General features: G+C 39.1%; 14 protein-coding genes. 8 read left to right on the top strand and 6 right to left on the bottom strand.

Annotated elements, in window-relative coordinates; genetic code table 11:
- Positions 1–63: 63 nt before the first annotated feature.
- On the top strand, positions 64–1,167 hold the full coding sequence (gene dprA / locus HCU67_RS04280; RefSeq protein WP_168551341.1) for a DNA-processing protein DprA: 1,104 nt from the start codon (positions 64–66) through the stop codon (positions 1,165–1,167).
- On the opposite strand, the gene trpS is transcribed toward dprA, so the two are convergent.
- A complete protein-coding gene (gene trpS / locus HCU67_RS04275; protein ID WP_168551340.1) occupies positions 1,164–2,132 on the bottom strand; it encodes a tryptophan--tRNA ligase in 969 nt (322 codons plus the stop codon). The genes dprA and trpS overlap by 4 nt on opposite strands.
- An 88-nt stretch (positions 2,133–2,220) precedes the next feature.
- Positions 2,221–2,466, bottom strand: a complete 246-nt coding sequence (locus tag HCU67_RS04270) for a GlsB/YeaQ/YmgE family stress response membrane protein (RefSeq protein WP_210423620.1) — start codon at positions 2,464–2,466, stop codon at positions 2,221–2,223.
- 238 nt (positions 2,467–2,704) lie between these two features.
- Between HCU67_RS04270 and HCU67_RS04265 the strand changes: the two genes are divergently transcribed.
- The gene (locus HCU67_RS04265) at positions 2,705–3,274 is read left to right on the top strand and encodes a lysophospholipid acyltransferase family protein (protein ID WP_345890688.1); all 570 of its coding nucleotides are present in this window, start codon (positions 2,705–2,707) and stop codon (positions 3,272–3,274) included.
- 50 nt (positions 3,275–3,324) lie between these two features.
- On the opposite strand, the gene HCU67_RS04260 is transcribed toward HCU67_RS04265, so the two are convergent.
- The 4 genes from HCU67_RS04260 to recA all read right to left on the bottom strand — a co-directional run bounded on the left by HCU67_RS04260 (position 3,325) and on the right by recA (position 6,892).
- Positions 3,325–4,797 (bottom strand): midas domain-containing protein, encoded by a 1,473-nt coding sequence (locus HCU67_RS04260; RefSeq protein ID WP_168551338.1) that lies wholly within the window; start codon positions 4,795–4,797, stop codon positions 3,325–3,327.
- Positions 4,798–4,807: 10 nt separating this feature from the next.
- Entirely contained in the window at positions 4,808–5,338 is a 531-nt protein-coding gene (locus HCU67_RS04255; RefSeq protein WP_168551337.1) for an RNA polymerase sigma factor, read from the bottom strand.
- Between the two features lie 27 nt (positions 5,339–5,365).
- Positions 5,366–5,797: a hypothetical protein gene (locus HCU67_RS04250; protein WP_168551336.1), complete on the bottom strand. Its 432-nt coding sequence runs from the start codon at positions 5,795–5,797 to the stop codon at positions 5,366–5,368.
- An 87-nt stretch (positions 5,798–5,884) separates the two neighbouring features.
- Positions 5,885–6,892 (bottom strand): recombinase RecA, encoded by a 1,008-nt coding sequence (recA, locus tag HCU67_RS04245; protein ID WP_168551335.1) that lies wholly within the window; start codon positions 6,890–6,892, stop codon positions 5,885–5,887.
- A 236-nt stretch (positions 6,893–7,128) separates the two neighbouring features.
- Between recA and trhO the strand changes: the two genes are divergently transcribed.
- The 6 genes from trhO to HCU67_RS04215 all read left to right on the top strand — a co-directional run bounded on the left by trhO (position 7,129) and on the right by HCU67_RS04215 (position 13,618).
- Complete coding sequence (trhO, locus tag HCU67_RS04240) at positions 7,129–8,160, top strand: oxygen-dependent tRNA uridine(34) hydroxylase TrhO (protein WP_168551334.1); 1,032 nt, start codon at positions 7,129–7,131, stop codon at positions 8,158–8,160.
- 98 nt (positions 8,161–8,258) lie between these two features.
- Positions 8,259–9,431, top strand: coding sequence for a PSP1 domain-containing protein (locus tag HCU67_RS04235; RefSeq protein ID WP_168551333.1), 1,173 nt, complete (start codon positions 8,259–8,261; stop codon positions 9,429–9,431).
- A complete protein-coding gene (locus tag HCU67_RS04230) occupies positions 9,424–9,912 on the top strand; it encodes a gliding motility lipoprotein GldH (protein ID WP_168551332.1) in 489 nt (162 codons plus the stop codon). Before HCU67_RS04235 ends, HCU67_RS04230 begins: the two co-directional genes overlap by 8 nt.
- Before the next feature lies 1 nt (position 9,913).
- Entirely contained in the window at positions 9,914–12,247 is a 2,334-nt protein-coding gene (locus HCU67_RS04225) for a penicillin-binding protein 1A (protein WP_168551331.1), read from the top strand.
- A gap of 17 nt (positions 12,248–12,264) precedes the next feature.
- Positions 12,265–12,972 (top strand): CoA transferase subunit A, encoded by a 708-nt coding sequence (locus HCU67_RS04220; protein ID WP_168551330.1) that lies wholly within the window; start codon positions 12,265–12,267, stop codon positions 12,970–12,972.
- A complete protein-coding gene (locus HCU67_RS04215; protein ID WP_168551329.1) occupies positions 12,965–13,618 on the top strand; it encodes a 3-oxoacid CoA-transferase subunit B in 654 nt (217 codons plus the stop codon). Before HCU67_RS04220 ends, HCU67_RS04215 begins: the two co-directional genes overlap by 8 nt.
- The last annotated feature ends 148 nt before the right edge of the window (positions 13,619–13,766 follow it).

Here is a 13,766-nt window from a genome sequence, read left to right as displayed (position 1 = left end):
ATAACCCCAACTTTTTTCAACTAGTGGCAAATATGTACATTGTAAGACCAATGAAACCTAACCATGCAGGAACAAGAATTACTGGCACTTTTAAGACTCCAAAATATACCAAAGGTTGGCAGTGTCAATGCAAAAAAGTTATTGGATAGATGTGGTTCTGCAACTGCGGTATTTAAGGAGAGAAAGTCTGCGCTTCGAAAGATTGATGGCATTGGAGAAGTTGTAATTAGTGGGTTATGGGACAAACAACATCTAGAAGAGGCAGAAGATGAACTAAAGGTCATACAAAAACAAGAAATTGAAGTACTCGGTTTCCACGAAGATGAATATCCACATCATTTAAAGCATTGTATTGATGGTCCAATTTTATTATTCAAAAGAGGGGATATTGATTTAAAGGGAAAAAGAATATTAAGTATTGTCGGTACCCGAAATATGACCAGTTATGGGCAAGCGTTTATTGAAGATTTTATTTCTCAATTAAGCCCGCTCGATCCAGTTATTGTAAGTGGTTTTGCATACGGGGTAGATATTTTTGCTCAGCGAATAGCCCTCGAGAACAAGTTGCAAACTATTGGATGTTTGGCACATGGCTTAAACCAAATTTATCCTAAAGTTCATAAAAAGTACGTAAAACAAGTAGAGTCAAACGGTGGTTTCTTTACCGAATTCTGGAGTACCAGTAATCCTGACAGGGAGAATTTTTTAAAACGCAATCGGATAATTGCAGGAATGAGCGAAGCCACGATTGTAATTGAGTCTGCTGAAAAAGGAGGTAGTCTTGTAACGGCCAATATCGCACATAGTTATAACAGAGATGTTTTTGCGGTTCCGGGCAGGAACTCAGATAAGTTCAGCAAGGGATGCAATAATCTTATAAAACAACAAAAAGCTCAAATGCTAACCTCCGCAGCTGATTTGGTTTATAATTTAGGATGGAAACTTGAAGAAGCTAAAAAGGTAGCAACTCAAAAGCAACTGTTTGTCGAACTAAACGATACCGAAAAAAGCATTTATAAATTTCTTCAGAGCAATGGTAAAGAACAGCTTGACATTATAGCCTTGGAATGTCAAATGCCGATTTTTCAAGTTTCTTCAACGCTGTTGAACATGGAAATGAAAGGAGTAATACGCCCTTTGCCCGGAAAATTATTTGAAGCTATTTAATACCCTATCTTTTCACGTACCCTATTTAATACGCCATCGGCAACTTTAGCCGCTTTTTCGGCACCAATAGCTAAAGCCTCATCAACCAAATTCAAATTATTCATGTAGTAATCGAACTTTTCACGTGGTTCTTCAAACTTTTGAAGTAGTAGTTCGTACAAGGCTTGTTTTGCGTGGCCGTAGCCATAATTTCCGGCCAAATAATTTGCGGTCATATCTTCTAAAAGTTCCTGTGAACCAAGTAGTTTATAGAGTGCAAATACATTGTCCTTAGATGGGTCTTTTGGATCTTCCATCGGAGTGCTATCAGTTACGATACCCATTACTTGCTTCCGTAATTTCTTGTCTGGTTGAAAGATGTCAATGATGTTGCCCTTACTCTTACTCATTTTCTCGCCATCAGTACCCGGAACATACATGGTGCTTTCCTGCAGTTTGGTCTCTGGCAATACAAAAGTTTCACCGAATTTGTTATGGAAACGGGAGGCTACGTCTCTGGTCATTTCTAAATGTTGAGACTGATCTTTACCAACAGGAACTATATCAGCATCGTATAACAAAATATCAGCGGCCATCAACATTGGATAGGTGAATAGACCTGAATTCACATCTTCTAACCGATCGGATTTATCTTTAAATGAATGGGCCAATGTCAATCGTTGATACGGAAAGAAACAACTGAGATACCATGCCAATTCCGTCACTTGAGGGACATCGCTTTGTCTATAAAACACAGTTTTTTCAACATCTAATCCAAATGCCAGCCAAGTTGCTGCAGTGGCGTAGGTATTATTTCTTAGTTCCGAACCATTTTTGATTTGGGTAAGGGAATGCATATCCGCAATAAAAAGAAAAGAGTCATTCTCTGGATTTTCGGCCATTTCAATTGCCGGAAGAATAGCCCCAAGAATATTTCCTAAATGCGGGGTGCCTGTGCTCTGGATTCCTGTTAAAATTCGCGCCATTCAAAAAAAATTAAGTCGTAAATGTACCATTCCCCTCAAAATAAAAAAAGCGGCAGAGGCCGCTTTGGATTTACTTTTTAAAATGAACCTATTTTTTAAATAGTCCTGCAACAAATAGCACCACAATGGCACCAATGACACCTGTAATCAGGTCACCAACAATACCCGACCCAATATGTAATCCGAGTACTCCAAAAAGCCAATTGCCAACAGCGCCACCTACAATACCTAAAATAATATTGATTAGGGCGCCAAAACCTCCTCCTTTCATGATTTTACCGGCTAGCCAACCTGCAATAGCGCCAATAAGTAAGGCATAAATTAAACCTCCCATAATTTTAGTTTTAAATTGGTTACTGATTAAAGATAGCTAAAAATTCTACTTTTGCCGGGTGTTGAAAGTACTTAAAAACATTGGCCACGCACTGTATAGAATCTGGTTTTTTATCCTGGTTGCTGTACCAATGATTACATTTTCATTACCCTTATTTTTAGCCACAATCAACCCTAAAACGTATCGACAGTTTTTTTGGATGGCCCGTAATCTTTGGGCGAAGCCAATCTTGTTTGGTATGGGACTAATTCCCAAAATAACTTGGGCTGAAAAAATAGATCGTGATAAAAGTTACATGCTTATTTCAAACCATACGAGCATGATAGATATTATGTTGATGCTTTATGTCAGCAAAAATCCATTTGTATTCGTGGGTAAAAAGGAATTGGAAAAGCTACCGATTTTTGGATTCTTCTATAAGCGCGTCTGCATTTTGGTTGATAGGAAAAGTCCTCGAAGCAGGGCTGAGGTTTTTAAAAGTGTTAGAAAAAGACTGGATGACGGATTAAGTATTTGCATTTTTCCTGAGGGAGGTGTTCCTGAGAAAAACATCCTCTTGGATCATTTTAAGGACGGAGCCTTTAGAATGGCCATCGAACATAAGATACCAGTAGTGCCAATGACTTTTTACGATTGTAAGGAGCATTTTCCATGGGAGTTTTTTAGCGGATATCCCGGCAGGCTAAGGGTAAAAGTGCATCAATTGATTGAAACGGGTATACTTGAGCTCGAAGACACTAGAACTTTACGCAATGAATCTCGAAACACCATTTTGAATGAATTGAATAAAAAAAGCGTTCCTGTTTAAAGAACGCTTTTTTTGGTTGCAACAAGTGTTGCAAAACCTAACCAACTTCATTAAAATTTAAAACTCAACCCACTGTAAACGCCTACTGAATAAGGATTAAAATTACCCGCACTTTCTGTAAAAGTATTCAGTTGATATTTAAAGATAGGTTCAACATTTAATTGAATTTTATCGGTGAATTGATAATTAAGTCCGAACCCAACATTCGTACTGAAATTGACCGAATTCACATTATTAGCTTCGCCCATTTCGGTTATAAGTCCGTCTTGAGATTCAAGTGAAACGGAATTATCCACCAAAAAAAGTGAACTGATACCACCAATTAAATTGACACCAAACTTTTTGTCAACCAAGGCGTAGTTCAATTCCATAGGAACTTCAAAATAACCCAATTGCTGTACCATACTACCATTAAGGGCTGGATTGGTATTTGCTGCTAACTCCGCATTTGCTGTTGGGCCATCACTTAAACTTTCGGTTCCAGAACTTTTTCTGCTTTGTACGACCAATGATCTAGATGTGCTGTTGTAATCGATATTATCAATCATGGCATTCGTTGAGCCTTCTACAGATGATGAAAATTGTATGTCTTCTGTGCCATAGCCCATATTTACGCGATGAACACCAGACCTAATCTTTAAGCGCTTCCCAACTTCATAACCAACAGCAACACCATAGCTTAAATTCACTTTACCAGCCTTTCCATTTTCGCTGAAATTGGAATGAATTGGTGAGCCTTGCCCGATAGCGTTGAAATAAACCGGCGCCACAGAAGGACTTATGCTCCATTTTCCAGGAATAATTTCTGCTACTTCAGTCTCGTCACTGTTCTTTAGTTGCTCCTCAATCGCTTCATAAATTGATTTTTTTTCTGATTTTTCATCAGAATCAGTAATGGCCTCTTCCGTTTTACTTTCTTGGAATTTTGCTTGTTGCTTTTGGTTTTCTTGAACGGCAACGGCATTGTCTGACATTAAATCGTCTGTAGGTTTCTCAAAGTTCAATTCAGGTGAATGTTCCTTTTTCCCTTGCTCTTTTTGACGTTCTTCAACCTGCTGTTCTGCACCTACTTCTGAACTTGCTAGTCCATCATTTTTGTTAGTGGTCAAAAATTGATTACTCGGTGCTAAAGGTGTGTTTTGATTTTCAGAATCCTTAGTCGATTCTTCAATCTGAGAATCTTTTTCGGTTTCTACCAACTCATCGGATATGTCATTCACAGAAGCAGGATTCACTTCATTTGTAGGTAATTCTACTTCATCCTCTTGCTTTTGGGAATTGACCTCTGTGTTGGTGACCGGATTTTGATTTAAGTTTTCATCTACTTCAAAAGGATTGAAAAGCAATACGGCAAAAATCAAAATGGCCGCAGCAGTACCGACGCCCCACCAAATGGGGATTACCCGTTTCTTTTGCTTTTTGTTCAGAGAAGCTTCGATTCTGCCCCATACCTGTTCATCAGGGGTAGGGGAAAAGTCCTCGAGCTTTTTTTGAAACAATTTGTCTAAGTTGTTTTGATCCATTTCAATGCAATTAAGCAATGTTTATATTTTCCTTTTCCAATTTTTCTTTCAAAATCATTCTAGCTCTTGCCAAGTTTGATTTTGATGTACCTGTTGAGGTGCCCAACATTTCCCCTATTTCCTTGTGGGTGTACCCATCAAGAACATAGAGATTAAAGGTGAGCCGGTATTTATTGGGTAACTCTTGAATGTAATTCAAAAGCGTTGATAAGCTGATATTACTGTGGTCCACTTCTAAATCAGCTTCGTCGCCAATATTTTCAGAGACAACTTTCAGATGTCTCTCTTTTCTGTATTTCTGCATTATGGTGTTCACCGTAATGCGCTTCATCCAACCTTCAAAAGAACCCTTGTGGTTGAACTGCCCGATTTTATCATATATGGTCATGAAGCTGTCGTGAAGATTATCCTCAGCCTCAGTTTTGTTCTTGGAGTACTTTAGGCATATGCCATACAAAATACCCGAATATTTTCGGTACAGTTCTTCTTGGGCCATTCTTTGACCTTTTTTACAGTTAACTATGAGCTCTTCAATACTCATATGGGGTTTACGCAGGTTTTTGCTTGCTTATTGGTTGGTTGTATCGTCTACTACTTCTATTTCATATTCAACATAAATTGGTTGTTGGGTATTATCCCTTCCACTATAGAACCGAAAAAGATAGGATTCGCTATTCAATACGGTAAAGTAAAGCGTAGCCTCAACCAAATCATTTGTGCTGTTGCAATCGTCATTTGTGAAAACGGTACCAATGGCAACAACATTTCGCGTGCTATCATCGGGGGAGAGCACATCAAAACCTTCAAAGAAGGTACAATCATCCGGGCGTCTATAACTCACCGCAATTGAATGGGTCTGGCCCATGATGAAGTTTTCTGGAAAATCAGCACTTACCACTTCTAAGTTAATGAAGTAGAAATTTTCGCCTGAATCCAATTCACATCCAAAGAGAAATAGAACCAAAGAAAACGCAACCAAAAACTTACTAATCCTTCGCATTTACTGCTTTTTTCTTGGTTAAAGATGCTTTTTAAAGAACTTGGTTGCGTTCTTTTTATTATCTGGAATTTCTTTTAAAATTCTAAGTTATTTGGAAAGCGCTGCAATTGCTTCTTTGATTTTACCTTCAACCTCTTCAGCGAGTTCTGGATTGTCCTCTAATAAAGTCTTAACGGCGTCTCTTCCCTGACCAAGTTTTGAGTCACCATAACTGAACCATGACCCACTTTTTTTGATGATTTCATAGGATACTCCCATATCCAATATCTCACCAACTTTCGAAATACCTTCACCATACATGATGTCAAATTCAGCCGTCCGAAAAGGAGGTGCAACTTTGTTTTTCACAACCTTAACTCGGGTCTTATTACCCATGACTTCACCATCGGTATTTTTTATTTGAGAAGACCTTCTGATATCAAGGCGTACTGAAGCATAAAACTTCAATGCATTACCTCCAGTTGTTGTCTCAGGATTACCGAACATAACGCCGATTTTTTCACGCAATTGGTTGATGAAAATTACGGTACAGTTGGTCTTGCTTATCGTAGAGGTTAACTTTCGTAGGGCTTGTGACATCAATCGAGCGTGTAGTCCCATTTTTGAATCGCCCATCTCACCTTCAATTTCGCTTTTTGGGGTCAAAGCGGCAACAGAATCAATAATGACGATATCAATGGCACCAGAGCGAATTAAATTATCTGCTATTTCCAATGCTTGTTCACCGTGGTCCGGTTGAGAAATAATAAGGTCATCGATATCAACACCTAATTTTTGTGCATAAAACCTGTCAAATGCATGTTCTGCGTCAATAAATGCCGCAATACCTCCTGCTTTTTGTGCTTCGGCCATTGCATGTAATGTAAGTGTGGTTTTACCTGATGATTCAGGACCATATATCTCAATAACCCTACCTCTCGGAAAACCGCCTACACCCAATGCCAAATCCAGCCCTAGGGAACCTGAAGATATTACTTCAACATCTTCAACATTACTGTCACCCATTTTCATGACCGCACCTTTTCCATAGGTCTTGTCCAGTTTATCCAGGGTCAGCTTTAGCGCTTTTAATTTGGCATCTTTTTCTTTGCTCATTTCCATAAAAATTTAAAGGACTAAAATACCACTTCTTTTATATTTTAAGTTTTGCAACGCAACCTTTTTGTTAGCTCAGTATCTATGCTAATGACTAATTCAAATTACTGTCCCCAATTCTGTTTATATCACAACTATTCAGTCTATGAAAAAGAAAGTTTGTGATTAGGCATCCTTATTGTAGGATGCCTTTTTTATTTTTGCAGAGAATTCTTCAACTTAAACATTGGTATAGCATGCAACTGTACAATACTTTGAGTGCGAAGGAAAGAGAAAAGTTAATTGAGGAAGCCGGCAAAGACCGACTGACCATCTCTTTCTATCAGTACGCGCACATAAAAAACACCTCTATTTTTAGAAATCATATGTTCTTGGCCTGGGATGCCCTTGAGGTACTTGGCCGAATCTATGTAGCCAAAGAAGGTATAAATGCCCAATTATCGGTACCCGCTGAAAACTTTAATTCATTTAAGGAACATCTAGATAGTATTTCCTTTTTAGAAAATGTTCGATTAAATATTGCCATTGAACAAGACAATAAATCTTTCTTAAAATTGAAGGTGAAAGTCAGGGAAAAAATTGTTGCTGATGGGCTGAACGATAGCACCTTTGATGTCACCAATAAAGGGATTCATGTTGGGGCCGAAAAGTTCAATGAACTTATTGAAGACCCGAACGCGGTTGTCGTCGATATGCGAAATCACTATGAAAGCGAGATTGGTCATTTCAAAAATGCCGTTACACCTGATGTTGATACTTTTAGGGACTCCCTCGACATAATAGAAGCTGATCTCTCTCAACATAAGGAAGACAAAAAATTGGTGATGTACTGTACAGGAGGAATACGTTGTGAAAAAGCCAGTGCATATTATAAACACAAAGGGTTCAAGCAGGTATATCAATTAGAAGGGGGTATTATAGAGTATACCAGACAGGTTCGGGAAAAAGAACTTGAGAACAAGTTTTTGGGAAAGAACTTTGTATTCGATCACAGAAGGGGCGAACGTATTTCGGAAGATGTAATCGCAAACTGCCATCAATGTGGCAAGCCTTGCGACACCCATGTTAATTGTGCCAATGAAGCCTGTCATTTATTATTCATCCAATGTGAAGAATGTGCAGCTGCCATGGACAACTGTTGTTCTGATGAATGCAAAGAGGTCAAAGCGCTTCCTTTCGATGAACAAAAAAGACTTCGGAAAGGAAAACACGCCAGTAATAAAATCTTTAAAAAAGGGCGTTCAGAAGTTCTTAAATTCAAGAAATAGCAAAAATCTTCGGTATAATTTGTGGTATATTTACTGAACGATTTTTATGAACCCAGTTGGTCCCATTGTTGATTTCGGACCAATCAAAGATATACAATATGGCATGTGGCAGTTGTTCAACCGGTAAGGATGGACAACCGCGTGGCTGCAAGAACAATGGAACTTGTGGCTCTGATGGTTGTAACAAGCTTACCGTTTTCAATTGGCTTTCCAATATGGCTCCCCCAAACGGACAGAAACCTTTTAACTGTGTTGAGGTCCGTTTCAAAAACAGTCGAAAAGAATTTTATAGAATAACCGAAGGTAAGCCCCCAACCATTGGTGATGTTGTAGCGACACAAGCCAAATCTGGACATGATGTTGGCATTGTAACATTGACCGGAGAACTGGTTAAGGTCCAAATGCGGAAGAAAAAAGTAAATCCCGAAGATGAAAATCTTCCTAAAATTTACCGTAAAGCCTCCCAGAGAGACATTGATATTTGGCAAAAAAGTAGGTCCCGCGAAGAAGACATCCAAAAAAGGGCTAGAGAAATCGCAATCTCGTTGAATCTACAAATGAAACTGAGCGACGTTGAGTTTCAAGGTGATGGTTCCAAAGCAACATTTTATTATACGGCTGAAGATCGGGTTGATTTCCGGCAATTAATTAAAGACATGGCCAAGGCCTTTGGCATTCGTATTGAAATGCGTCAAATTGGGTATCGCCAAGAAGCGCAACGCTTAGGAGGTATTGGATCTTGTGGCAGGGAACTCTGTTGTTCTACTTGGTTGACTGATTTTCGTTCGGTCAGTACGGCCTCTGCACGTTACCAACAACTTGCTCTGAACCCACAAAAATTGGCAGGTCAGTGCGGCAAGTTAAAGTGTTGTCTGAATTACGAGTTGGATACGTATTTGGAGGCATTGAAAGATTTTCCTTCACAAGATGCAAAATTAGCAACCGAAAAAGGTGTCGCCTTTTGCCAAAAAGCCGATATTTTCAAAGAGACGCTATGGTATTCGTACAAAGGTGATGTTGCGAATTGGTATGCATTGAAAAAAGAACAAGTTCAAGAAATACTAGCGATTAACAAATCTGGAAAAAAAATTACCAGTTTGGAAGAATATGCAAGTGAGAACGAGAAAGAAAATGACGACGCCTTATTGTTTGAAAATGTGGTTGGGCAAGATAGCCTAAATCGTTTCGATAGGCCGAAAAGAAGCAAGGCTCGAAAAGGGAAATCGAAGAACCGTAAACACCGTAATAAAAAGAAATCCAACAATGCTTAAGAAATTATTTTTTGGATTTTTACTCGTTATGTTGGTTTCTTGTTCAGAAGAAGGAAAGGTGTTTCATGAGTATCAAAATCTAGCTAATGGTTCATGGGCCGCTAATGATACCTTGTCTTTTGATATGCCAAAATTTGACCCTGCCGACAACTATAACCTCTTTTTGAACGTAAGAAATGATGAGGGATATCCTTTTAGCAATCTATTCCTTATCACCTATCTTGATTCACCAAGCGGCCAAGTTTTGATTGATACCCTTGAGTACCAAATGGCCGAACCTACCGGAGAATGGTTAGGCGTTGGTATGGGGAGTGTAAAAGAGAGTAAACTCTGGTATAAAGAATCTTTTCAATTCAAAGATTCGGGTAATTACAAACTTCGGGTTCGACAAGCAATGCGCAAAAATGGAGAGGCCGAAGGTTTAGCAGCCCTTAATGGAATCACAGATTTTGGATTGGAAATACAAAAAGTAACACAGTAGTATGAAGGCGTTGTTAAATCAGGCAAAGGGGTTTTTAAAATACATCAAATGGTTCTGGATTCTCTTTGGATCTGGAATATTGTTAATGGTGCTTGTCTTTTTATTGGCCTCTTGGGGTGTTTTTGGGAAACTGCCCACTTTTGAAATATTGGAAAACCCCCAAACAAAACTGGCTACTGAATTTATATCTTCAGATGGTGAGACACTAGGTAAGATATTTTTGGAAGACAATAGAACTGATGTTTCCTATGATGCCATTCCAGAACATGTAGTAAATGCATTAATTGCCACGGAAGATGCTCGTTTTGAAGACCACGCAGGCATTGATGCTCGAGGTACAATTAGGGCATTTGCATTTTTAGGGAAAAAAGGTGGTGCCAGTACCATATCCCAACAGTTGGCAAGACAACTTTTTGTTGGACTCAAGCGCAGGGATTTGGTAGGAAGATTGACCCAAAAAATAAAAGAATGGGTTATAGCCACACGGTTGGAGCGTAATTATACCAAAGAGGAAATCATAGCCATGTACTTTAATATCTATGATTTTGGAAATAATGCTGATGGTATACGTTCGGCTGCTCGAATATATTTTGGAAAAGAACCACAAGACTTACGGGTAGAAGAGGGTGCCATGCTCGTGGGGATGTTTAAAAACTCATCTCTTTATAATCCACGACCCCATAGAAACCCAGAGGGGACCAGAAATCGAAGAAACGTAGTATTGGCACAGATGTCAAAATATGGTTATCTCGATAAGAAAATCAAAGACTCCCTTCAAGAATTACCGTTAAAAATCAATTTTAACCCTGAATCCCATAATGAAGGGTTAGCAACCTATTTTAGGATGTATATGCAACGTTTTTGGCTAAGAAATTGGGTTAAAAACAACCCCAAGCCGGATGGTTCTGAATACAACATTTATCTAGATGGTTTGAAAATTTACACCACCATTGATTCTAGAATGCAAAAAAATGCTGAAGAAGCTGTGGTAGAACATATGAAAAGGTTGCAAGCCGAATTTTTTGTTCAAAACACCCCCGAAAGAAACCCAACCACGCCATTTCTTGATTTGGAAGATTTTCAGATAGAAAATATTATTGAAAGGGCGATGAAAACCTCAGAAAGATGGCGATCAATGGATAGACGAGGGATTTCCGAAAACGAAATTCGTGCATCGTTCAGAAAAGAAACAGAAATGAAGGTTTTTGATTGGAATAGTGATTCGTATGAGAAAGATACAATCATGACACCTATAGATTCCATCAAGTATTATAAAACATTCCTCAGAACAGCAATGATGTCAATGGAGCCCCAAACCGGCCATGTAAAAGCCTGGGTAGGCGGTGTGGATTATAAACATTTCCAATACGATAATGTTATTCAAGGAGCGAGACAAGCAGGTTCTACGTTCAAACCTTTTGTATATGCGGCAGCAATTGATCAATTACGATACTCTCCTTGTGATTCGTTACCTGACACACAGTATTGTATAGAAGCTGGCAAACATGGTAATGTGGATATTTGGTGTCCTAAAAACTCAGATGGCAAATACTCTTTAGAGAAGAAAACCCTCAAAAATGCCCTTGCTAATTCCGTTAATACGATAACGGCTCAATTGATAGATCAAGTGGGGCCTGGATCGGTAGTTGACATCGCTAAAAACATGGGCTTAAGCAGAGAAATGTTGGAAGTGCCTTCAATTGCATTGGGAACCCCAGATATGAATGTGTTTGAAATGGTCGGAGCTTATGGCACATTTGCTAATCAAGGCGTTTATGTTGAGCCTGTACTGATTACCCGTATTGAAGATAGAAACGGTGCAGTTTTATACGAATATGTCCCAAAAACCAGGGATGTGTTAAGTAAAGATGTAGCGTATACCATGGTCAATCTCATGCAGGGTGTTACTGAGGCAGGTTCAGGTACTCGTCTCAGGCATGCCTGGGCAGGCAAAAACCATGTCTACGAAGAGGTTGTAACCGGTTATCCATATCAATTTACGAACCCGATTGCAGGTAAAACCGGAACCACCCAAAATCAAAGTGATGGTTGGTTCATGGGCATGGTGCCCAATTTGGTTACTGGAGTTTGGGTAGGAGGAGAGGAACGTGCTACCCATTTTAAAACCTTGAATTATGGTCAAGGCGCCACAATGGCACTTCCTATATGGGCACTTTATATGAAAGCCAATTATGCCAATGAAGAACTTTCAATTTCTACTGATGCTTTCGAAGAACCTGAAGACCTGTCAATAAATGTTGACTGCACAAAAGTTGTTGAGAAACAGAAAAAGGAAGTTGATGTCGAAGACGATTTAGAAGAACTTGATTTTTAGCGCAAAGTAGAAATAGGATGATTAAGAAAACTGTTGCAGACGTCCATAAAGCTTTAGCTGGTGTTGAAAGCGGTATGACTTTAATGCTAGGGGGCTTCGGATTATGTGGTATTCCTGAAAATGCTATTGCTGAATTGGTAAGACTTGGGGTTAACAATTTGACCTGTATATCAAACAATGCTGGCGTTGACGATTTTGGCCTTGGTTTACTACTACAAGAGAAACAGATAAAAAAAATGATTTCTTCTTATGTCGGTGAAAACGATGAGTTCGAACGTCAAATGCTCAGTGGAGAGTTAGAGGTTGAACTTACCCCTCAAGGTACCTTAGCAGAAAAATGTAGGGCGGCACAAGCTGGATTCCCGGCATTTTACACACCTGCTGGCTTTGGAACCGAAGTAGCCGAAGGCAAAGAAACACGTGAGTTTGATGGTAAAATGCATGTTTTAGAACCGGCGTTTAAGGCTGACTTTGCTTTTGTAAAGGCTTGGAAAGGAGATGAGGCAGGAAACTTGATTTTTAAGGGCACTGCCAGAAACTTTAATCCATGTATGTGTGGAGCGGCCACAATAACAGTAGTCGAAGTTGAGGAGTTACTACCGGCCGGAAGCCTTGATCCAAATCAAATTCATATACCAGGAATCTTCGTTCAACGTATTTTTCAAGGAGAGAAATATGAGAAGAGAATCGAACAACGAACGGTAAGAACACGTAATAATGCTTGACAAAAACGGAATTGCCAAACGTATAGCCCAGGAAGTTAAAGATGGTTACTATGTTAATCTTGGTATTGGTATACCCACTTTGGTAGCCAACTTTGTACGTGAGGATATTAGTGTTGAATTTCAAAGTGAGAACGGTGTTTTAGGCATGGGTCCCTTTCCTTTTGAAGGGGAAGAAGACGCTGATATCATCAATGCCGGAAAGCAGACTATAACGACTTTGCCCGGAGCTTCTTTTTTTGATTCTGCAACGAGTTTTAGTATGATTCGTGGAAAACACGTTGACCTCACAATTTTAGGTGCTATGGAGGTTGCAGAGAACGGAGATATAGCAAATTGGAAGATTCCAGGTAAAATGGTCAAAGGTATGGGTGGAGCAATGGATCTTGTTGCTTCAGCTGATAACATCATTGTAGCAATGATGCATACCAACAAAGCAGGTAAATCCAAATTACTACAACAGTGTTCCCTTCCGCTTACAGGAGTAGGTTGTGTAACAAAAATCGTAACCAATTTGGCCGTTTTAGGAGTGGAAAATGGAGCATTTCATTTATTGGAAAGGGCCCCTGGGGTTAGTGTGGAAGATATCAAAAATGCAACTGAAGGCACCTTGATTACCCCATCAGAAGTACCTGAAATGGCACTATAACGTTTGCGTGAAAGTTCAAGCCAAATTTTATCGGTAAAAGCAATAAAAAATCCGCTAAGACGTTAGGTTAATCCCCAATTGATATTTATCTTTTGGCGAGAATTTTTAACCTACAAAACTCTTAACAATGTTTTCTAAATTTAATCAA

Source organism: Croceivirga thetidis, assembly GCF_012272815.1.
Taxonomy (GTDB): Bacteria; Bacteroidota; Bacteroidia; order Flavobacteriales; family Flavobacteriaceae; genus Croceivirga; species Croceivirga thetidis.
The sequence above is the reverse complement of the archived record's forward strand: the minus strand, read 5'-3'. Positions and strand labels throughout refer to the sequence as shown.

What these genes read in the sequence shown, in the direction of transcription:
- dprA (WP_168551341.1), top strand. Translation starts at nt 64, where the DNA reads ATGCAGGAACAAGAATTACTGGCACTTTTAAGACTCCAAAATATACCA.
- trpS (WP_168551340.1), bottom strand. Translation starts at nt 2,132, where the DNA reads ATGGCGCGAATTTTAACAGGAATCCAGAGCACAGGCACCCCGCATTTA.
- HCU67_RS04270 (WP_210423620.1), bottom strand. Translation starts at nt 2,466, where the DNA reads ATGGGAGGTTTAATTTATGCCTTACTTATTGGCGCTATTGCAGGTTGG.
- HCU67_RS04265 (WP_345890688.1), top strand. Translation starts at nt 2,705, where the DNA reads ATGGGACTAATTCCCAAAATAACTTGGGCTGAAAAAATAGATCGTGAT.
- HCU67_RS04260 (WP_168551338.1), bottom strand. Translation starts at nt 4,797, where the DNA reads ATGGATCAAAACAACTTAGACAAATTGTTTCAAAAAAAGCTCGAGGAC.
- HCU67_RS04255 (WP_168551337.1), bottom strand. Translation starts at nt 5,338, where the DNA reads ATGAGTATTGAAGAGCTCATAGTTAACTGTAAAAAAGGTCAAAGAATG.
- HCU67_RS04250 (WP_168551336.1), bottom strand. Translation starts at nt 5,797, where the DNA reads ATGCGAAGGATTAGTAAGTTTTTGGTTGCGTTTTCTTTGGTTCTATTT.
- recA (WP_168551335.1), bottom strand. Translation starts at nt 6,892, where the DNA reads ATGAGCAAAGAAAAAGATGCCAAATTAAAAGCGCTAAAGCTGACCCTG.
- trhO (WP_168551334.1), top strand. Translation starts at nt 7,129, where the DNA reads ATGCAACTGTACAATACTTTGAGTGCGAAGGAAAGAGAAAAGTTAATT.
- HCU67_RS04235 (WP_168551333.1), top strand. Translation starts at nt 8,259, where the DNA reads ATGGCATGTGGCAGTTGTTCAACCGGTAAGGATGGACAACCGCGTGGC.
- HCU67_RS04230 (WP_168551332.1), top strand. Translation starts at nt 9,424, where the DNA reads ATGCTTAAGAAATTATTTTTTGGATTTTTACTCGTTATGTTGGTTTCT.
- HCU67_RS04225 (WP_168551331.1), top strand. Translation starts at nt 9,914, where the DNA reads ATGAAGGCGTTGTTAAATCAGGCAAAGGGGTTTTTAAAATACATCAAA.
- HCU67_RS04220 (WP_168551330.1), top strand. Translation starts at nt 12,265, where the DNA reads ATGATTAAGAAAACTGTTGCAGACGTCCATAAAGCTTTAGCTGGTGTT.
- HCU67_RS04215 (WP_168551329.1), top strand. Translation starts at nt 12,965, where the DNA reads ATGCTTGACAAAAACGGAATTGCCAAACGTATAGCCCAGGAAGTTAAA.